This window comes from Rathayibacter sp. AY1E6 (assembly GCF_002931115.1).
Classification (GTDB): Bacteria; Actinomycetota; Actinomycetes; order Actinomycetales; family Microbacteriaceae; genus Rathayibacter.
In genome coordinates, this window is the sequence record NZ_PSVK01000008.1 from 12,382 (window position 1) to 31,642 (window position 19,261).

The following is a 19,261-nucleotide window of genomic DNA, read 5'->3' on the forward strand; positions in this document are numbered from 1 at the left end:
GCTCGCCTAAGCCGCGCCCGCCTGCGAGCGCGCTTAGAATCGGAGGGCGAGTTTCTCGTCGCTCCCCGCCCCGTCCCCGTCCACGCGACGTGGGAACAGGTCAGGCCGTCGGAGCACAACCAGGGAGGGTTGTTCGTGTCAGTTCAAGCTGCTCAAACCCTCGCACCCCGGAAGCAGGGGAAGATCCGGCGTCCGGCCGGCACCCTGTACCGCGGTCGCGAAGGCATGTGGTCATGGGTGCTCCACCGGATCACCGGTGTCGCCATCTTCTTCTTCCTCCTCGTCCACGTCCTCGACTCCGCTCTCATCGCCGTGAGCCCCGAGGCGTACAACGCGGTCATCGGCACGTACAAGAACCCGATCATGGGACTCGGCGAGACCGGGCTCGTGGGCGCCATCGCGTTCCACGCGCTGAACGGCCTGCGGATCATCCTGGTCGACTTCTGGAGCTGGGCGACCCGGAATCAGCGCGTCCTCTTCTGGGTCGTCATGGGTCTCTGGGTCGTGCTGATGCTCGGCTTCGCGCCGCGCCACCTGATCAACGTCTTCAGCGAGGGGGGTGCGCATTGAGCACCGTCGCCGCACCGCGGACCCCGCACACCCCGACCCGCTCCTCCGGCACCAACTGGGAGAAGTGGGGCTGGATCTACATGCGCGCCTCCGGCGTCGTGCTGATCGTCCTGATCTTCGGGCACCTCATCTACAACCTGCTGCTGGGCGACGGCATCAAGGCCATCGACTTCGGCTTCGTCGGCGGCAAGCTGGCGAACCCGTTCTGGCAGTGGTGGGACGTCCTCATGCTGTGGCTCGCGCTGATCCACGGCGGCAACGGCATGCGCACGCTGGTCAACGACTACGCGACCTCGCCCCTGCTGGCCAAGGCCTTCAAGGGCGGCATCCTCGTCGCCGTCGTCGCGCTGATCGCGCTCGGCACCTGGGTCGTCTTCGCGTTCGACCCGTGCCCCGCCGGCACCGCCGCGGACCTGCTGCCCTCCTTCTGCGCAGCGTGACCACGGTGCCGCGGATCGGAGAGGGGCCCGCGCCCCTCCCGGTCCGCGGCACCGCGTCCCGGCACCTCCCCCTCCCATCCCCGTACGACGGAGCACCCACCCCGTGAGCACACCAGGCCACACCCACACCGGCGCCGACCAGAGCGCCTTCGCGCAGACCGTCGGACCCGACGGCGTCCACTACCACCAGTTCGACGTCGTCATCGTCGGCGCCGGCGGTGCCGGGATGCGCGCGGCCATCGAGGCCGGCCCCAAGGCGAAGACGGCCGTGATCTCGAAGCTGTACCCGACCCGCTCCCACACCGGAGCGGCGCAGGGCGGCATGGCCGCCGCCCTCGCGAACGTCGAGGAGGACAGCTGGGAGTGGCACACCTTCGACACCGTCAAGGGCGGCGACTACCTCGTCGACCAGGACGCGGCCGAGATCCTCGCGAAGGAGGCCATCGACGCGGTCATCGACCTCGAGAACATGGGCCTGCCCTTCAACCGCACCGAGGAGGGCAAGATCGACCAGCGCCGCTTCGGCGGCCACACCCGCGACCACGGCAAGGCGCCCGTCCGCCGGGCCTGCTACGCCGCTGACCGCACCGGCCACATGATCCTGCAGACGCTGTTCCAGAACTGCGTCCGGCTCGGCATCAACTTCTACAACGAGTTCTACGTCCTCGACCTGGTGATGACCGAGATCGACGGAGTGGCCAAGCCCTCCGGCGTCGTCGCCTACGAGCTGGCCACGGGCGAGCTGCACGTCTTCCAGGCGAAGGCGATCATCTTCGCGACCGGCGGCTTCGGCAAGATCTACAAGACCACCTCCAACGCGCACACCCTCACCGGCGACGGCGTCGGCATCATCTGGCGCAAGGGCCTCCCCCTGGAGGACATGGAGTTCTTCCAGTTCCACCCGACCGGCCTCGCCGGCCTCGGCATCCTCCTCACCGAGGGAGCGCGAGGAGAGGGTGCGATCCTCCGCAACGCCTCGGGCGAGCGCTTCATGGAGCGCTACGCCCCCACCATCAAGGACCTCGCGCCGCGCGACATCGTCGCCCGCTGCATGGTCCAGGAGGTGGCGGAGGGCCGCGGCGCCGGACCGCACAAGGACTACGTGCTGCTGGACTGCACCCACCTGGGCGCCGAGGTCCTCGAGACCAAGCTCCCCGACATCACCGAGTTCGCCCGCACCTACCTGGGCGTCGACCCCGTCGTCGAGCCGGTCCCCGTCATGCCGACCGCGCATTACGCGATGGGCGGCATCCCGACCAACGTCAAGGCCGAGGTGCTCTCGGACAACACGACCGTCGTCCCCGGCCTCTACGCCGCCGGCGAGTGCGCGTGCGTCTCGGTGCACGGCTCCAACCGCCTCGGCACCAACTCCCTCCTCGACATCAACGTCTTCGGCAAGCGCAGCGGCAACAACGCCGCCGACTACGCCAAGACGGTCGACTTCACCCCCCTGCCCGCCGACCCGGCCGGCGCGATCCGCGACATGCTCGCCTCGCTCCGCTCCGCGACCGGCACCGAGCGGATCGCCTCGATCCGCAAGGAGCTGCAGGACGAGATGGACAAGAACGCCCAGGTGTTCCGCACCGACGAGTCCCTCGAGGCCGTCACCGGGACCATCCAGCGCCTGCGCGACCGGTTCCGCAACATCTCGGTGCAGGACAAGGGCAAGCGCTTCAACACCGACCTCCTCGAGGCCGTCGAGCTGGGCTTCCTGCTCGACCTCGCCGAGGTCGTCGTCTACTCGGCGCGCAACCGCAAGGAGAGCCGCGGCGGCCACATGCGCGACGACTTCCCGAAGCGCGACGACGAGAACTACATGCAGCACACGATGGCGTACCTCTCCGGTGACGCCCACTCCTCCGACGCCGGTGACCACATCCGGCTCGACTGGAAGCCCGTCGTGATCACCCGGTACCAGCCGATGGAGAGGAAGTACTAGCCATGTCGACCGCTACCCTCGAGCAGCCGCCCGCCGCCCCCGCGGCCCCGGAGGCGTTCACCGTCACGTTCATCATCCGCCGCTTCGACCCCGAGGTGGACGCCGAGCCGCGCTGGCAGGACTTCGACGTCGAGATGTACTCGACCGACCGCGTCCTCGACGCCCTGCACCGCATCAAGTGGGACCAGGACGGATCGCTGACCTTCCGCCGCTCGTGCGCGCACGGCATCTGCGGATCCGACGCGATGCGGATCAACGGCCGCAACCGCCTGGCCTGCAAGACGCTGATCAAGGATCTCGACATCTCGCAGCCGATCTACATCGAGGCGATCAAGGGCCTGCCCCTCGAGAAGGACCTCGTCGTCGACATGGAGCCGTTCTTCGCCTCCTACCGCGAGGTGCAGCCGTTCCTGGTCGCCAACACCCCGGCGCCCAAGGGCAAGGAGCGCGTGCAGTCGGTCGCCGACCGCGCCCGCTTCGACGACACCACGAAGTGCATCCTCTGCGCCGCGTGCACGTCGTCCTGCCCCGTGTTCTGGACCGACGGGCAGTACTTCGGCCCTGCGGCGATCGTGAACGCCCACCGCTTCATCTTCGACTCGCGCGACGACGCCGGTGGAGCGCGCCTGGACATCCTCAACGACAAGGAGGGCGTGTGGCGCTGCCGCACGACCTTCAACTGCACGGAGGCGTGCCCGCGCGGCATCCAGATCACGCAGGCGATCGCCGAGGTGAAGCAGGCCGTCATCCGCGGCCGCGCCTGATCCTCCCCCTCGCGAACGCGTCCGGCCCGCCGGGATCCTCGGATCCGGCGGGCCGGACGCGTTCCTGCGTGCAGGCGGGCGCGTGCACGGGAGCGCCGCGAGGCCTCAGTACGCTGGAGGAATGACCGAGGCGGCCGACACTCCCCGCGGGATCCCGGGCCTGTTCGAGCGGGTCATGCGGACGCGGCCGGTGCGGGTGATGCTCCACTACTCCGAGACCGGCGGGCCCCTCTTCGCCTCCGGACTCGCCTTCCAGGCCCTGTTCGCGGTCTTCGCGGCGCTCTTCGTCTTCTTCGCCGTCTTCGGCTTCTGGGTGCGCGACGACTCGGTGCTGCGCGACTCCCTCCTCGATCTGGTGACCCGCTCCGTCCCCGGCCTGATCGGCGGGAAGAACGCGCTCGTGTCGGTGGACGACCTGCTCGACTCGTCGATCCTCGGCTGGACGGGTGCGATCGCGGCCGCCGGCCTGCTCTGGACGGCGCTGAACTTCCTGGGGAGCCTGCGCCAGGCGGTCCGGCTGCTCTTCTCGCTCCCCGGACCCACGACCCTCTTCGTCCTGCTCAAGCTCAAGGACGCGGGGCTCGCCCTGGTCTTCGGGGCGGTGCTGCTGGTCTCGGCGGGTCTCTCCGTGTTCTCGACCTCGCTGGTGGACGTGGCGTTCGGCTTCCTCGGGATCGGCAGCGAGTCGATGCCGGCCCGTCTCGCCGGCAGCGCGGTCGGCCTGCTGATCATGCTCGCCCTGGACACGGGCACCCTCGCCGGCTCCTTCCGCATCCTCTCGGGCATCTCGATCCCCTGGAAGAACCTCTGGGCGGGGTCGCTGCTCGGCGGGATCGCTCTCGGCGCGCTCAAGGTCCTCGGAACGCAGCTGCTGGGCGGCGCCTCCCGCAATCCGCTGCTCGCCTCGTTCGCGGTCCTCATCGGTCTGCTGATCTGGTTCAACCTCGTCTGCCAGGTGATCCTGATCGCCGCGTCGTGGATCTCCGTCGGGATGAGCGACGCCGGGATCTCGGCGCGCAAGCTCACGCCGGAGGAGCGCGAGAAGGAGCGGGAGGAGCAGCTGCGCACCGCGCGCCGCACCCTCGCCGAGGCCGAGCGCGAGCGGCTTCGCGCCGCGCTGCCGGAGGCGTCCCTCCTGAAACGACGGCGCCTGGAGCGCCAGCTCGCGCAGCTCGAGGAGGAGCTCGAGCAGCTCGCCGCCTGACCCGGCGGTCCGCTTCCCGGTCTTCCCGGCGTCGCCGCGCCCGATTCCGCCTGCCGATTCTGTCCGTTTCTGTTGACTTCCCTCCTGAACGGGTCTAAAAAGAGGTAAACGCAGATCCGAGGTCGGCAACGACACCGCGGATCCGGCGCACCACCCACGGCGAGACGACGGAGTCCACATGTACGCACCGGAGCGGCACCAGGCGATCCTGGACCGCGCCCGCACCGACGGGCGTGTCGAGGTCCGCGACCTCGCCCTCTCCCTCGCCGTGACGCCGGAGACGATCCGCCGCGATCTCACCAGCCTCGAGAAGCGGGGCCTGCTGCGCCGTGCGCACGGCGGCGCCATCCCCGTCGAGCGGCTGGGCATCGAGCCCGAGGTCGCCGCCCGCGAGGGACACCTCGCCGGCGAGAAGGACCGCATCGCCACCGCGGCCCTCGCCGAGGTGCCCGACGGCGGCTCGATCGCCATCGACGCCGGCACCACCACGGTGCGGCTGGCGGAGCTGCTCCCCCTGGACCGCCGGCTGACGGTCGTCACCCACTCCCTCCCCGTCGCGATGGCGCTCGTCGGCCGGCCCAACATCGACCTCCACCTCATCGGCGGGCACCTGCGCGGAGTCACGCAGGCCGCCGTCGGGCCGTGGGCCGCCCAGGCCCTCTCCACGGTCTCGGTGGACGTCGCCTTCATCGGCACGAACGGCCTCAGCCTCGAGCGCGGGCTCACCACCCCCGATCTCGACGAGGCCGTCGTCAAGTCCGCGATCATCGCCTCCGCGCGCCGGGTCGTGGTCCTCGCCGACCACTCGAAGTTCGGCCGGCAGGACTTCGGGCACGTCGCTCCGCTGTCCGCGGTCGACACCGTCATCACCGACGCCGATGTCGACGACGAGCTCGCCGACGACATCGAGTCGGCCGGCCCGGAGGTCGTCCGCGCATGATCGTCACCGTCACCGCCAACCCGAGCATCGACGTCACCCTCTCCACGAGCGGCTTCGCCGTCGGCGAGGTCAACCGCGCGCACGACGTGCGGCGCGACCCGGCCGGCAAGGGCGTCAACGTCGCCCGTGCCCTCGCGCGCAACGGCGTCGAGGCGACCGCGGTCTACCCGGCCGACGCCTCCACCGGCGTCGACCTGTCCACGATGCTCCGGGCCGCCGGAGTCCGCTCGGCCAGTGCGGCGATCGCCCACCCGATCCGCACCAACATCACCGTGGTCGACGACCGGACGGGCCGCACCACCAAGATCAACGAGCCCGGCCCCGCCGTCACGGAGGAGGAGGCTCACGCCCTCTCCGAGCTGATCGGCGAGCACGTCTCGGCCTCGCCCCGCTGGCTCGTCGCCTGCGGCAGCGTCCCCCCGGGACTGGGAGCGGACTTCTACCCCGCCCTCGGCCGCCTCGCCCTGCACTTCGGCGTCCCCCTCGCCGTCGACACCTCGGGAGCCCCCCTGACCGCGATCATCGCGGCCGGCACCGCCACCCTGGTGAAGCCCAACCTCGAGGAGCTCGAGGAGCTCCTCGGCCGCTCCCTGACGACGGTCGGAGACGTCGTCGCCGGAGCCCGTGAACTCCTGCAGCTGCCCGACGCGCGAGCGCTCGTCAGCCTCGGAGAGCACGGCGCCCTCCTCGTCACGGCGCACGCGTCGTGGTGGGCGGGCGCCCCCGCCGTCGTGCCCCTCAGCACCGTCGGCGCCGGCGACAGCACGCTCGCCGGCTACCTCTCGGCCGTCGACGCCACGGAGGCGGAGCGCCTCGCGACAGCAGTCGCGTGGGGTACCGCCGCCGTCCAGCTCCCGGGCAGCGAAGCCCCGGGTCCCGACTCCCTCCGCCTCGACGACGTCTCCGTCGTCGAGAACCCCGACCCCACCCTCCCGATTGGAGAACTGAGCGCATGACTGCTCTCACCGAGGCGTCGACGGTCATCGTCGACCTCACCGCCGCCACGAAGGACGAGGCCACCGCGCAGCTCGCGAAGACGCTCGCCGACGCCGGCCGCGTCACCGACCTCGACGGCTTCCTCGCCGACGTCCGCGACCGCGAGTCGCAGATGGCGACCGGCATGCCCGGCGGCATCGGGATCCCCCACGCCCGCTCCTCCCACGTCGTCTCGCCCAGCGTGGCGGTCGGCATCGCGAAGCAGGGCGTCGACTTCGGCGCCCCTGACGGCCCGGCCGACCTGATCTTCCTGATCGCGGCTCCGGACGGCGCCGACCAGGCGCACCTCAAGATCCTCGCCCAGCTCGCCCGCAAGCTGATCCACGAGTCCTTCACCGGTTCCCTCCGCGCCGCCGCCAGCGGCCAGGAGGTCGCGGACATCATCGCCCGAGAGGTCGTCGTCTCATGAGGATCGTCGCCGTCACGAGCTGCATCGCCGGCATCGCGCACACCTACATGGCGGCCGAGGCCCTCGAGCAGGCCGCGAAGAAGAAGGGGTACGAGATCCAGGTCGAGACCCAGGGCGCCGCGGGGTCCGATCCCATGTCGGACCGGACCATCGCCGACGCCGACGTCGTGATCCTCGCCGCCGACCTCGAGGTCCGCGGCAAGGAGCGCTTCGCCGGGAAGCCCACCCTCGAGGTGGGCACGTCGGAGGCGCTCGCGAAGGCGGCCGACGTCATCGACCGCGCCGTCGCGAAGGTGCAGGACGCGCCCGCCGCGAGCCCCGCCTCCGGCCCGCGCTTCGTCGCCGTGACCAGCTGCATCGCGGGCATCGCCCACACGTACATGGCGGCGGAGGCGCTCGAGCAGGCCGCGAAGAAGCGCGGCTACCCGATCCACGTCGAGACCCAGGGCGCGGCCGGCTCGGACGAGATGACCGCGGCCGACATCGCCGCCGCGGACGTCGTCATCCTCGCCGCCGACCTCGAGGTCCGCGGCAAGGACCGCTTCGCCGGCAAGCCGATCCTCCAGGTGGGCGTCGCCGAGGCCCTGTCCAAGCCGGACGAGGTCCTCGACCGCGCTCTGGCCCTCCGCGGCTCCGGCTCCGCCGCGTCCGCCCCCGCCCGCTCGACTCCGGCCGCGGCCCCCGCCGCGCCGAAGAAGGTCGGCGTCGGAACACGCATCCGCCAGAACCTGATGACCGGCGTCTCCTACATGATCCCGTTCGTCGCGGCGGGCGGTCTGCTGATCGCGCTGTCGTTCCTGTTCGGCGGCTACCGGATCGTCGACTTCACGGCCCAGCAGATCATCGACGACGGCTTCAACGTCGCGAACATCACCGACTGGGCCGGAGTGATGTTCCTCATCGGAAGCGCGACCTTCGCGTTCCTGGTGCCGGTGCTCTCGGGCTTCATCGCCTTCGGCATCGCCGACCGTCCCGGCATCGCGCCGGGCTTCCTCGGCGGCGCGGTCGCGGTCACCGTCGGCGCGGGCTTCCTGGGCGGCCTCGCCTCCGGCTTCATCGCCGGCTACGCGGCCCTCTACATCTCGCGGATCAAGCTCCCCGCGGCGTTCAAGTCGCTGATGCCCGTCGTGATCATCCCCCTGATCGCCACCTTCATCACCGGCTTCCTGATGTTCGTGGTGCTCGGAGCGCCGCTCCGCGCACTGAGCGAGGGCCTGTCGTCCTGGCTCTCGGGCCTCTCGGGCGGCAACCTGATCATCCTGGGGATCATCCTCGGCCTCATGATGGCGTTCGACATGGGCGGTCCGGTCAACAAGGTGGCCTACGCCTTCGCGACCACCGGCCTCGCCTCCGTCCCCGCCGACGGCGACCCGAACTCCGTGCAGTTCAAGGTGATGGCGATCGTCATGGCCGCCGGCATGACCCCGCCGCTGGGTCTGGCCCTGGCCACGACGCTCCGCAAGCGCCTGTTCACCGACGCCGAGCGCCAGAACGGCAAGGCCGCCTACCTGCTGGGCGCGTCCTTCATCTCGGAGGGGGCCATCCCGTTCGCCGCGGTCGACCCGCTGCGCGTGATCCCGTCCGCCATGGTCGGCTCGGCCGTCACGGGTGCGCTCGTCGCGCTCTTCGGCTCCACCCTCCGCGCCCCGCACGGCGGCGTCTGGGTCACCGGGCTCGTCGGGCAGCCGATCCTCTACCTGGTCGCCATCCTGGTGGGCATGGTCGTCACGGCCGTCTGCGTGATCATCGCGAAGAGCATCAAGCGCGCCCCAGTGGTCGCCGAGGTGCCCGAGCCCGCCACCGCGCAGGCCGTCCCCGCCTGATCCCCTCCGACCGACCGTCCTGAGCGGTCCCGCCGGCGGTCGCCTCCGCGCTCCTCCCCCTCTCCGAGGGAGTGGCGTGAGGCGGCCGCCGGCTTCCGCGTTCCGGGGTGCGAGCGCGGCCGGGCGGCCCGCTCCGCGGCTCCGAATAGACTGCTCCGGTGACTCGCAGCACCCTCCGCATCGCCTCCGTCAACGTGAACGGCGTCCGCGCCGCCTACCGCAAGGGGATGGGCGACTGGCTCGCCGCCCGCGACGTCGACGTCCTGGCCCTGCAGGAGGTCCGCGCCTCCACGGACGACCTCACGGGGCTCCTCGGGGACGAGTGGGACGTGCTGCACGACGAGGCGACCGCCAAGGGGCGCGCCGGAGTCGCTCTCGCCTCGCGCAGGCGCGCCACGATCCACCGCGTGACCTTCGGCGCCGACGACTTCGACTCGGCCGGACGCTGGCTCGAGGCCGACTACGAGGTCGGCGGCCGCTCGCTCACCGTCGTCTCCACCTACGTCCACTCCGGCGAGGTCGGCACCCCCAAGCAGGTCGAGAAGTACCGCTTCCTCGACGCGATGGAGGCGCGCCTGCCCGAGATCCAGGCGCACAGCGAGCTCGCCGTGGTGATGGGCGACCTCAACGTCGGCCACCGCACGCTCGACATCAAGAACTGGAAGGGCAACGTCAAGAAGGCCGGCTTCCTCCCGGAGGAGCGCGCCTACGTCGACCGCTTCGTCGGCGCCGAGGGCGACCCGGACTACAACGCCGGTGCCGGACTGGGCTGGGTCGACCTCGGCCGCCGGTTCGCGGGCGAGGTGCCCGGACCGTACACGTGGTGGTCGCAGCGCGGCCAGGCCTTCGACACCGACACCGGCTGGCGCCTCGACTACCAGCTCGCCACGCCCGCGCTCGCCGACCTCGCCCGCAGCTACGAGGTCGACCGCGCCGCCTCCTACGACACCCGCTGGTCCGACCACTCCCCCGTGGTCGTCGACTACGAGCTCTGACCCTCTCCCCCGCGAACCGACCCCTCGAGGCCACCCATGACTCCCAGCACCCCGGGCGCCAAGCCCGTCATCTTCTCCGGCATGCAGCCCTCCTCCGGGTCGCTGCACCTCGGCAACTACATCGGCGCGCTGACCCAGTGGGTCGCGATGCAGGAGGACTTCGACGCCTACTTCTGCGTCGTCGACCTGCACGCGATCACGGTCCCGCAGGACCCGCAGCAGCTCCGCGAGCGCACCCGCGCGACCGCCGCGCAGTACATCGCCGCGGGCATCGACCCCGCGCGCTCGACCCTCTTCATCCAGTCCCACGTGCCCGCTCACGCCGAGCTCGCCTGGGTCCTCAACACCCTGACCGGCTTCGGCGAGGCCAGCCGGATGACGCAGTTCAAGGACAAGTCGGCGAAGCAGGGCGCTGAGGCCGCCTCGGTGGGCCTGTTCACCTACCCGATCCTGATGGCGGCCGACATCCTGCTGTACCAGACGGAAGCGGTGCCGGTCGGCGAGGACCAGCGCCAGCACCTGGAGCTCACCCGCGATCTCGCCGCGCGCTTCAACTCGCGCTTCGGCGAGACCTTCGCCGTGCCGGAGCCCCACATCGTGCGCGAGACCGCGAAGATCTTCGACCTGCAGAACCCGGGCGCCAAGATGTCGAAGTCGGCGGAGTCGGATGCGGGCCTGCTCAGCGTGCTCGACGAGCCGAAGGCGACCGCGAAGAAGATCATGCGCGCCGTGACGGACACCGAGTCGGAGGTGCGCTTCGACCGGGCGGCGAAGCCCGGCGTCTCGAACCTGCTGACGATCTACTCGGTCCTCGCCGACCGCTCCGTCGAGTCGCTGGAGCAGGAGTACGCGGGCCGCGGCTACGGGGACCTCAAGAAGGGCCTCGTCGAGGTGGTCGCCGCCACCTTCGACCCGATCCGCGCGCGGACCGCGGAGCTGCTCGCCGACCCGGCCGAGCTCGACCGGGTCCTCTCCCTCGCCGCCGACCGCGCGTCCGAGACCGCGGAGCGCACGCTCACCGCCGTCTACGACTCCGTCGGCCTCCTCCGCCGCGTCCGCTGAGGCGGCCGTGCTGCGGCTCGCGCTCTTCGACCTCGACGACACCCTCTTCGCCCATGCCCGCGCTGTGCGGGAGGGGATCGTCGCGTACGCCGCCTCGCTCGGCGCCGCCTACGCCGGCGAGCCGGCCGAGGTGCAGCGTCGCTGGCACCTGCTCGAGGAGGAGCACTACCACCGCTACCTCGCGGGCGAGCTCGACTACGAGGGCCAGCGCCGGGCGCGCGCCACGGACTTCGCCGCGGAGGCCGGAGTCGGGCTGACTCCCGAGGAGGCGAGCTCCTGGTTCCGCGGATACCTCGAGCACTACGTCGCCGCCTGGACCCTCCACGACGACGCGCTGCCCGTCCTCGACCGGCTCGACGCCGCCGGGGTCCGCCTCGGCGTCATCACCAACGGCGTGCTCGACTTCCAGCGGGGGAAGATCGAGGGCACGGGCCTCTCCGGTCGCTTCGAGCACGTGATCGCCTCCGGCGACGTCGGCGTCACCAAACCGGATGCGCGGATCTTCGCGATCGCCTGCGAGCGGTTCGGGGTCTCTCCGGAGGAGGCCCTCTACGTCGGCGACCGGCTCGGCACCGACGCCGTCGGAGCGGCCGCTGCGGGCCTGCGCGGCGTCTGGCTCGACCGCGTCGGCGGTCCCGAGCACGGCCGCGAGCTGCCGCCCGAGGCGGTCGAGCTGGGCGTGCGCCGGATCGCTTCCCTGGACGAGCTGGACGCGCAGCTGGGGCTGTCGGCGGACTGAGGCCCCGCCCGGTCCGGGTCTCGATAAGCCGCCTGCAGCGACTACGCGACCAGCATGCAGGTCCGAATTGCCGGGTCTCGATGAGCCGTCTGCGGCGACCACTCGACCAGCACGGGTGTCCCCGAACCACCCCGTTGCGATTCCCGTTGCGCCGTCGTCGGAACGACGAAGCGCCCCACCCGACCCGAGGGTCGGACAGGGCGCTTCACCGTGAACGGACGCACGCCATCCGCTCGTCGCGCAAGGCGAACGGGGAGGACGCGTGTCAGCGTCGTCCCCTAGCCGGACGCGACCCGCTCCCCGAGACGCGACCACCTCGATGAGCCGACCGCGCCGCGGCAGGCAGGGACTGCCGGGGAGAAAACTACTGCACGTCCTCGTCGATCCAGTCGAAGGTCTTGGTGACGGCCTTCTTCCAGAGGCGGTACTGGCGGGCGGCCTCGTCCTGGTCCATCTGCGGGGTCCAGCGCGAGTCCTCCTGCCAGTTCTGGCGCAGGTCGTCGAGGTTCTCCCAGAACCCGACCGCGAGACCGGCCGCGTAGGCCGCTCCGAGCGCGGTGGTCTCCGCGACGACCGGTCGGACGACCGGGACGCCGAGGATGTCGGCCTGGAACTGCATGAGCAGGTTGTTGGCGATCATGCCGCCGTCGACCTTGAGCTCCTGCAGGGGGACGCCGGAGTCGGCGTTGACCGCGTCCAGGACCTCGCGGGTCTGGAAGGCGGTCGCCTCGAGCGCGGCGCGGGCGATGTGGCCCTTGTTGACGTAGCGGGTGAGGCCGACGAGGGCTCCGCGGGCGTCGGAGCGCCAGTAGGGGGCGAACAGACCCGAGAAGGCGGGGACGAAGTACGCGCCTCCGTTGTCCTCGACCGTGGCGGCCAGCGCCTCGACCTCGGGGGCCGAGCCGATGAGGCCCAGGTTGTCGCGCAGCCACTGGATCAGCGAGCCGGAGACCGCGATCGAGCCCTCGAGCGCGTAGTGCACCTCGCCGTCGCCGAGCTTGTAGCCGATGGTGGTGAGCAGACCGTTCTTCGAGTGGACGATCTCGGTGCCCGTGTTGAAGATCAGGAAGTTGCCGGTGCCGTAGGTGTTCTTCGCCTCGCCCGGGTCGAACGCCGCCTGGCCGAAGGTCGCGGCCTGCTGGTCGCCGAGGATGCCGGCGATCGGGACCTCGCGCAGCAGCGACGACGACTCGACGTGGCCGTAGACCTCGGAGGAGGAGCAGACCTCGGGGAGCATCGACTTCGGGACCCCGAAGGCCTCGAGGATGTCGTCGCGCCACTCGAGGGTCTCGAGGTCGAGGAACAGGGTGCGGGAGGCGTTGGTGACGTCGGTTTTGTGGACGCCGCCGTCGATGCCGCCGGTCAGGTTCCAGAGGACCCAGGTGTCCGTCGTGCCGAAGATCAGGTCGCCCGCCTCGGCCTTCTCGCGAGCACCCTCGACGTTCTCGAGGATCCAGACGATCTTGGTGCCGGAGAAGTAGGTCGCGAGCGGGAGGCCCACGATCGACTTGAAGCGGTCAGCGCCCTCGTCGCCCGCGAGGCGGTCGACGATCGACTGGGTGCGGGTGTCCTGCCAGACGATGGCGTTGTAGACGGGCTTGCCGGTCGTCCTGTCCCAGACGACAGCGGTCTCGCGCTGGTTGGTGATGCCGACGGAGGCGATGTCGTGGCGGGTCAGGTCGGCGCGGGAGAGAGCCTGGCCGATCACCTCGCGGACGTTGTTCCAGATCTCGATCGGGTCGTGCTCGACCCAGCCGGCGCGCGGGAAGATCTGCTCGTGCTCCTTCTGGCCGGTGGAGACGATCGATCCCTTCTTGTCGAAGATGATCGCGCGGGACGACGTGGTCCCCTGGTCGATAGCGATGACGTAGTCAGCCATGAATGATTACTCCTTCGTAACGGGGGTGAAAGGAAGCGCGGCGGTCTAGAGGACCGGGAGCAGCACGAGCGAGGCGAGGCCCGCGAGCACTCCACCGACGATCGGGCCGGCGACGGGCACCCAGGCGTAGCTCCAGTCGCTCGAGCCCTTGCCCTTGATCGGCAGCAGCGCGTGCGCGATGCGGGGGCCGAGGTCGCGGGCGGGGTTGATGGCGTAGCCGGTCGGGCCGCCGAGGGAGGCGCCGATCGCGATCACCAGGATGGCGACGGGCAGCGCGCCGAGCGCGGCCAGACCGCCGTCGCCCTGACGTCCGCCGCCGAAGCCGATGACGACGAAGACGAGGACGAAGGTGCCGATGACCTCGGTGACGAAGTTCCAGCCGTACGAGCGGATCGCCGGGCCGGTCGAGAAGACGCCGAGCTTGTTCGCCGCGTCGGGCTCCTCGTCGAAGTGCTGCTTGTAGGCGAGCCAGCAGAAGACGGCACCGAGGATCGCACCGATCATCTGAGCGAGGATGTAGACGAGGATCGAGACGATGTTGACGGGCACGCCGGATCCGAACTCGGTCGCTCCGCTCGCGACGAGGCCCAGGGTGACCGCGGGGTTGAGGTGCGCCCCCGAGTTGTACGAGACGATCACACCGGCGAAGACCGCGAAGCCCCAGCCGATGTTGACCATGAGGGTTCCGCCGTTGAGACCCTTGCTCTTCACGAGCGCGACGTTGGCGACGACACCGCAGCCGAGGAGCACGAGCATGGCCGTTCCCACGACTTCGGCGAGGAAGACCACTCCGAGATTGTCCACGTTGACCTTTTCCTTTTCGTAAGACGGACGCGCACCGGCGTCCGCGGCGGGCTTCGATGCCCGACGGTGTGAAGTTATCGGCGCCCTGTCCTAGCGACAAGGAACGGCGCGTGCACGTTTGTGCGTTGTCACGACGGAAGCCCCGGTCGAGGTGATCCTCGGTCCGGGGCTTCCGTCGATCCGCGCCTGATCGCCGATCAGGAGGCGGGCACGGCCGTCGGGGTCTGCACCGAGGTGCCCCCGACGTCGACGCCGTTGTACTCCTTGAGGTGCGCGATGGTCGCGTCGACCTCCGACGCGCGGGCGGCGTCGTCCCAGCCCAGCACGGCGCCCGTGTGCTCGGCGAGCTCCTCGAGGAGCTCGCGGCTCAGGCCGCCCGTGAAGGCGTGGTTGGTGCGGCGCATCACCAGGTCGATGAGGTGCACCACGCTCTCGCGCTGGGCGAGGTAGCGGATCTCACCGGTGGTGAAGTCCTTGTCGAAGTCGAGCGCCTCGTCGTGTCCGTCGGCCAGGGCCTCGATGACCTCCTGCGCGCGGGTGCCGTAGCGCTCGAGCAGCTGGCCCGTGCGGGCCGAGGAGAGCCCGGAGCGGTGCTGGCTGATCCACTGCGCGCGGGACGCGTCGGTGCGCGGGAAGCCCTTGCCGCCTCCGATGGGGGTCTTCACGGTGGAGACGCGACGGGTCACGCCGATCCGCTTGAAGACCTCGTTCGAGAGGTGCTCCGACAGGGCGCGGAACGTCGTCCACTTGCCGCCGACCAGGCTGAGCACGGGCGAGCCGTTGCCGGGGAGCGTCGAGGGCTCGATGCGGTAGTCGCGGGAGACGAAGCCCGGGGCCTCGTCGTCGTGGCGGGGCAGCGGGCGGATGCCGGAGAACTTGAAGACGATCTGCGAGCGGTCCACGCGGATGGCCGGGAAGACGTGGTTGACGAGCTCGAAGAAGTAGTCGATCTCCTCCTCCGTGCACACCGCCGGCTTCGTGGGGTCGGCGTCGATGTCGGTCGTGCCGACCATCACGCGGCCCTTGAGCGGGTAGATGAGGACGATGCGTCCGTCGCTGTGCTCGAAGAACATCTCGCGGCCCTCGCAGGCCTCGACCAGCTCGGGGTTGTCGAGCACGATGTGCGAGCCCTTGGTGCCGCCCATGAATTTCGTGGTCGTGCCGAGGGCCGTGTTGGTGAAGTCGGTCCACGGTCCGGAGACGTTGACGACGACGTCCGCCGCGAAGGTGAACTCCTCGCCGGACTCGCGGTCGCGGAGGACGACGCCCTTCTCGTCGGCGCCGACGGCCTCGACGTAGTTGGCCGCGCGGGCCTTCCTGCCGCCGATCAGCGCGTCGTGGAGCACGTCGAGCGCGAGGCGCTCGGGCTCGTGCACGGAGGCGTCGAAGTAGGTGGCGGTGTACTTGATCTTCGGGTCGAGCTTGGGGAGCTCGCTCAGCGAGCGCTTGCGCCCGTGGAACTGGTGGCGCGGGACCGTGCCGCCGTCGCGGGAGAAGAAGTCGTACATCGTGAGGCCGACCTTGATCAGCAGCGCGCCGCGCTCCTGGGGCTTGCCCGACTTGTGGGTCAGGAAGCGCAGCGGAGCCGCGAGGATGCCCGAGAACGTCGAGTAGATCGGGATCGTCGTCTGCAGCGGCTTCACGTAATGGGGAGCGATCTTCAGCAGGCCGTTGCGCTCGTGCACGCCCTCGTTGACGAGTCGGAACTCGCCGTTCTCAAGGTAGCGGATGCCGCCGTGGATCATGTGGCTCGAGGCGCTCGAGGCACCGGAGACGTAGTCGCCGCGCTCGACGAGGGCGACGTCGACGCCGTTGAGCGCGAGCTCGCGGAAGGTCCCGATGCCGTTGATGCCACCGCCGATGACCAGGACCGTGGCGCGGGGGTTGTCGCGGAGAGCAGCGACGCTCTCGCGCAGAGCGGAGTTTCCGGGAGTTCCGTCGGACTGTGCCACTTCGTACTCGCCTTCGTGTCATAGGGGTGTCGTCGAGGCCTCCGCACCAGCGTGCACCGGGGAGATGACCGATTGATTTCGCGGAGGAATACAGCCATCCTTGACCCGACAACACATCCGGTCAAGACGGGTGGAAATCCGTGCAGGGAGCGCTATGACCCCGGTGAGACCGGTCGTCGAACTCGACGAGACGACCCACGCGACCCATCCCGACAAGACGCGGGACGCGCTGCGTGCGGCCCAGCTGTACTACATGCAGGATCTGACGATGGACGCGATCGCGCACGAGCTGCACACATCGCGCTCCTCCGTCTCGCGCCTGCTCTCGCACGCCCGCGCGACCGGCCTGGTCGACATCCAGATCCGCTCCCCCCTCGACCGGGCGAGCGCCCTCTCGGCCGAGGTGCGGTCCCACTTCGACATCACGGCGCACATCGTGCCGGTGCCGGACCACACCAGCGAGATCGACCGGCTCGAGCGGGTCGCTTTGTCCGCAGCGAGGATCCTCGGGCAGTTCATCGACTCGAACATGATCGTCGGCATCGCCTGGGGCTCCACGATGAGCGCGATCAGCCGCCACCTGATCGCCAAGGAGACGCACAACACGCAGATCGTGCAGCTGAACGGCGCCGGCAACACCGAGACCACGGGCATCAACTACTCGAGCGAGATCCTCCGCCGCTTCGGTGACGCCTACGCGGCGAAGGTCCAGCAGTTCCCGGTGCCGGCGTTCTTCGACGACCCGACCACCAAGCAGGCGGTGTGGCGCGAGCGCTCCACCCGACGGGTCCTGGAGCTGCAGCAGCGGATGGACGTGGCGCTGTTCGGGCTCGGGTCGCCGTTCGCGGCGGTCCCCTCGAAGGTCTACATCGGCGGCTACCTGGAGCCGAGCGACTTCACCTCGCTCAGCGGCTCCGGGGTCGTCGGCGACGTCGCGACGGTGTTCTACCGGTCCGACGGCAGCTGGGACGACATCCCCATGAACGAACGTGCAAGCGGTCCGGACCTCTCCACGGTGCGCCGCGCGTCGCGCCGGATCTGCGTCGTGTCGGGCGCCTCGAAGCTGCCGGGCCTGCGCGGCGCCCTGGCGGCCGGCCTCATCACCGACCTCATCCTCGACGAGGGAACGGCCCGCGCCCTCATCTCGGACTGACGCCTCCCGCCCTTCCGCGGGACGCGCTCGGGCACGCGGCACGCCGACCCAGGCGCACCGGAGCGGCGTCTCGCAGGAGCGGTCAGGACTCGCGAGCGTGCGCGTCGAGGAACTCGTAGACCTCGGCGTCGTCGATGCCGGGGAAGGTCCCCGACGGCAGCGGCGCGAGCACGTGCGCGTGCAGGCGCGCGCTCGGCCAGGCGTTGCCGTCCCAGCGCGCGGCGAGCTCCGACGGGGCGCGTCGGCAGCAGGACTCGTCGGGGCAGCGGGAGAGCTCGCGGCGGTCGGTGTCGCGGCCTCGGAAGAAGCGGGCCTCGGCGAACGGGACGCCCACGGTGATCGAGAACTCCTCGGTGGCGGTCGTGCCGGTCTGCGACGCCGACCAGAAAGTCCCCGCCGGGGTGTCGACGTACTGGTAGTACTCCGTCGTCCGGTTGGTCCGGGTGAACGCGGAGCGCGCCGACCAGTAGCGGCAGACCACCTGGCCCTCGACGGCCCCGGTGACGTCGGTCGGCAGCGGCAGCCCGTCGTTCTCGTAGGCCTTCTGGATCGAGCCGTCTCCCAGCACCCGCAGGAAGTGCATCCGGATGTCGAGGTGCGAGGTGAGCAGGTTCGTGAAGCGCAGGGCGGCGGCCTCGTGGGTGACGCCGAAGCCGTCACGGAAGTCCTCCACCGAGATGTCCCGCTCGCGCTTCGCCTCCTGGAGGAACGCGACCGCCGGCTCCAGCGGCATCAGGCACGCGGCGGCGAAGTAGTTGATCTCGAGGCGCTGGCGGAGGAAGTCGGCGTAGGTCACCGGCCGCTCGTGCCCGAGGAGGCGGTGCGCCATCGCCTGCAGCGCCAGCGCCCGCAGGCCGTGCCCCCCGGGGATCGAGGCGGGCGGGAGGTAGATCCTGCCGTTCGCGAGGTCGATCACCGAGCGGGCGGAGTGCGGCAGGTCGCCGACGTGGATGATCTCGAAGCCGAGGTGCCGGGCCATCTTCGAGACGGAGCTGTGGGTCAGTGCTCCTCCGCGGTGCCCGACGGTGCGGAGCATCTCGCCCGCCACCTCCTCGATCTCGGGCAGGTAGGAGCTGCGCTCGCGCAGCTGGAGCCGCTGGGCGGTGTTGGCCCGGCGTGCCTCCTCCGGCGTGGCGCTCGCCTCGCTCCGGCGACGGGCGAGCTCGCGGTAGACGCCGAGGAACGCCTCCAGCACGGGCGTGCTCAGCCCCTTGTTGACCTTGAACTCGGGCAGGCCGAGCGAGCGGTACAGCGACCCCTTCTGCACCCGCGCCAGCTCGATCTCCAGCGCGGCCCGCTCGCTCGGCGGCTCGTCCGAGAGCAGCGCCGCCAGCTCGACGCCGAGCGCGGCCGCGAGACGCTGCAGGAGGGAGAGGCGCGGCTCGCGGCGGCCCGTCTCGATCAGCGAGAGCTGGCTCCCCGACACGTCGACGCGCTCGGCGAGCTGCCCGAGGGTCAGTCCGCGCCGGGTGCGGAAGTGGCGCAGGCGCTGCCCGAGCAGCACGGCGTCGGAGCCCGGGGCGGGTGTCGAGGGATCGGTCACGGCGAGCTCCAGCGGTCGGTTGTGACGGAAGCGCAAAAAGGCGGTTTCT

17 protein-coding genes are annotated in these 19,261 nt (G+C 70.5%); 13 read left to right on the forward strand and 4 right to left on the reverse strand.

Annotated elements, in window-relative coordinates:
* Positions 1 to 183: 183 nt before the first annotated feature.
* The 12 genes from sdhC to C5C46_RS08875 all read left to right on the forward strand — a co-directional run bounded on the left by sdhC (position 184) and on the right by C5C46_RS08875 (position 11,881).
* Positions 184 to 570, forward strand: coding sequence for a succinate dehydrogenase, cytochrome b556 subunit (gene sdhC, locus C5C46_RS08815; RefSeq protein ID WP_258059417.1), 387 nt, complete (start codon positions 184 to 186; stop codon positions 568 to 570).
* Positions 567 to 1,010 carry a succinate dehydrogenase hydrophobic membrane anchor subunit gene (locus C5C46_RS08820; protein ID WP_104223187.1) on the forward strand — a complete coding sequence of 148 codons (444 nt, stop codon included), beginning with the start codon at positions 567 to 569 and terminating at the stop codon, positions 1,008 to 1,010. Before sdhC ends, C5C46_RS08820 begins: the two co-directional genes overlap by 4 nt.
* Before the next feature lie 202 nt (positions 1,011 to 1,212).
* On the forward strand, positions 1,213 to 2,949 hold the full coding sequence (gene sdhA / locus C5C46_RS08825; RefSeq protein WP_374953795.1) for a succinate dehydrogenase flavoprotein subunit: 1,737 nt from the start codon (positions 1,213 to 1,215) through the stop codon (positions 2,947 to 2,949).
* Positions 2,950 to 2,951: 2 nt separating this feature from the next.
* On the forward strand, positions 2,952 to 3,713 hold the full coding sequence (locus C5C46_RS08830; protein ID WP_068254543.1) for a succinate dehydrogenase iron-sulfur subunit: 762 nt from the start codon (positions 2,952 to 2,954) through the stop codon (positions 3,711 to 3,713).
* 121 nt (positions 3,714 to 3,834) lie between these two features.
* Positions 3,835 to 4,917 carry a YhjD/YihY/BrkB family envelope integrity protein gene (locus C5C46_RS08835; protein ID WP_104223189.1) on the forward strand — a complete coding sequence of 361 codons (1,083 nt, stop codon included), beginning with the start codon at positions 3,835 to 3,837 and terminating at the stop codon, positions 4,915 to 4,917.
* Positions 4,918 to 5,095: 178 nt separating this feature from the next.
* The gene (locus tag C5C46_RS08840) at positions 5,096 to 5,857 is read left to right on the forward strand and encodes a DeoR/GlpR family DNA-binding transcription regulator (RefSeq protein ID WP_104226423.1); all 762 of its coding nucleotides are present in this window, start codon (positions 5,096 to 5,098) and stop codon (positions 5,855 to 5,857) included.
* The gene (locus tag C5C46_RS08845) at positions 5,854 to 6,813 is read left to right on the forward strand and encodes a 1-phosphofructokinase family hexose kinase (protein WP_104226424.1); all 960 of its coding nucleotides are present in this window, start codon (positions 5,854 to 5,856) and stop codon (positions 6,811 to 6,813) included. The genes C5C46_RS08840 and C5C46_RS08845 overlap by 4 nt, the downstream gene beginning before the upstream one ends.
* Complete coding sequence (locus C5C46_RS08850; RefSeq protein WP_097166616.1) at positions 6,810 to 7,262, forward strand: PTS sugar transporter subunit IIA; 453 nt, start codon at positions 6,810 to 6,812, stop codon at positions 7,260 to 7,262. The genes C5C46_RS08845 and C5C46_RS08850 overlap by 4 nt, the downstream gene beginning before the upstream one ends.
* On the forward strand, positions 7,259 to 9,085 hold the full coding sequence (locus C5C46_RS08860) for a PTS fructose-like transporter subunit IIB (protein ID WP_104232839.1): 1,827 nt from the start codon (positions 7,259 to 7,261) through the stop codon (positions 9,083 to 9,085). Before C5C46_RS08850 ends, C5C46_RS08860 begins: the two co-directional genes overlap by 4 nt.
* A 158-nt stretch (positions 9,086 to 9,243) precedes the next feature.
* The gene (locus C5C46_RS08865; RefSeq protein ID WP_104223192.1) at positions 9,244 to 10,080 is read left to right on the forward strand and encodes an exodeoxyribonuclease III; all 837 of its coding nucleotides are present in this window, start codon (positions 9,244 to 9,246) and stop codon (positions 10,078 to 10,080) included.
* Between the two features lie 36 nt (positions 10,081 to 10,116).
* The gene (gene trpS / locus C5C46_RS08870; RefSeq protein WP_104226425.1) at positions 10,117 to 11,142 is read left to right on the forward strand and encodes a tryptophan--tRNA ligase; all 1,026 of its coding nucleotides are present in this window, start codon (positions 10,117 to 10,119) and stop codon (positions 11,140 to 11,142) included.
* A gap of 7 nt (positions 11,143 to 11,149) precedes the next feature.
* Positions 11,150 to 11,881: an HAD family hydrolase gene (locus C5C46_RS08875; RefSeq protein ID WP_104226426.1), complete on the forward strand. Its 732-nt coding sequence runs from the start codon at positions 11,150 to 11,152 to the stop codon at positions 11,879 to 11,881.
* Positions 11,882 to 12,245: 364 nt separating this feature from the next.
* Here the strand turns inward: C5C46_RS08875 and glpK are convergent, their stop codons facing one another.
* The 3 genes from glpK to C5C46_RS08890 all read right to left on the reverse strand — a co-directional run bounded on the left by glpK (position 12,246) and on the right by C5C46_RS08890 (position 16,516).
* Entirely contained in the window at positions 12,246 to 13,760 is a 1,515-nt protein-coding gene (glpK, locus tag C5C46_RS08880; RefSeq protein WP_104226427.1) for a glycerol kinase GlpK, read from the reverse strand.
* A 45-nt stretch (positions 13,761 to 13,805) separates the two neighbouring features.
* Positions 13,806 to 14,516 (reverse strand): MIP/aquaporin family protein, encoded by a 711-nt coding sequence (locus tag C5C46_RS08885; RefSeq protein WP_374952909.1) that lies wholly within the window; start codon positions 14,514 to 14,516, stop codon positions 13,806 to 13,808.
* Between the two features lie 245 nt (positions 14,517 to 14,761).
* On the reverse strand, positions 14,762 to 16,516 hold the full coding sequence (locus C5C46_RS08890) for a glycerol-3-phosphate dehydrogenase/oxidase (protein ID WP_104226428.1): 1,755 nt from the start codon (positions 16,514 to 16,516) through the stop codon (positions 14,762 to 14,764).
* 154 nt (positions 16,517 to 16,670) lie between these two features.
* Here C5C46_RS08890 and C5C46_RS08895 point away from each other — a divergent pair, with 154 nt between their 5' ends.
* Positions 16,671 to 17,669, forward strand: coding sequence for a sugar-binding transcriptional regulator (locus tag C5C46_RS08895; RefSeq protein WP_104223198.1), 999 nt, complete (start codon positions 16,671 to 16,673; stop codon positions 17,667 to 17,669).
* 82 nt (positions 17,670 to 17,751) lie between these two features.
* On the opposite strand, the gene C5C46_RS08900 is transcribed toward C5C46_RS08895, so the two are convergent.
* Entirely contained in the window at positions 17,752 to 19,212 is a 1,461-nt protein-coding gene (locus C5C46_RS08900; protein WP_104223199.1) for a helix-turn-helix domain-containing protein, read from the reverse strand.
* Positions 19,213 to 19,261 lie beyond the last annotated feature (49 nt).

Bases quoted from the DNA above. Each gene is read 5' to 3' on its own strand.
- C5C46_RS08895 (WP_104223198.1), top strand. From the start codon at position 16,671: ATGACCCCGGTGAGACCGGTCGTCGAACTCGACGAGACGACCCACGCG.
- C5C46_RS08845 (WP_104226424.1), top strand. From the start codon at position 5,854: ATGATCGTCACCGTCACCGCCAACCCGAGCATCGACGTCACCCTCTCC.
- C5C46_RS08885 (WP_374952909.1), bottom strand. From the start codon at position 14,516: ATGCTCGTGCTCCTCGGCTGCGGTGTCGTCGCCAACGTCGCGCTCGTG.
- glpK (WP_104226427.1), bottom strand. From the start codon at position 13,760: ATGGCTGACTACGTCATCGCTATCGACCAGGGGACCACGTCGTCCCGC.
- C5C46_RS08830 (WP_068254543.1), top strand. From the start codon at position 2,952: ATGTCGACCGCTACCCTCGAGCAGCCGCCCGCCGCCCCCGCGGCCCCG.
- C5C46_RS08860 (WP_104232839.1), top strand. From the start codon at position 7,259: ATGAGGATCGTCGCCGTCACGAGCTGCATCGCCGGCATCGCGCACACC.
- C5C46_RS08850 (WP_097166616.1), top strand. From the start codon at position 6,810: ATGACTGCTCTCACCGAGGCGTCGACGGTCATCGTCGACCTCACCGCC.
- C5C46_RS08835 (WP_104223189.1), top strand. From the start codon at position 3,835: ATGACCGAGGCGGCCGACACTCCCCGCGGGATCCCGGGCCTGTTCGAG.
- trpS (WP_104226425.1), top strand. From the start codon at position 10,117: ATGACTCCCAGCACCCCGGGCGCCAAGCCCGTCATCTTCTCCGGCATG.
- C5C46_RS08840 (WP_104226423.1), top strand. From the start codon at position 5,096: ATGTACGCACCGGAGCGGCACCAGGCGATCCTGGACCGCGCCCGCACC.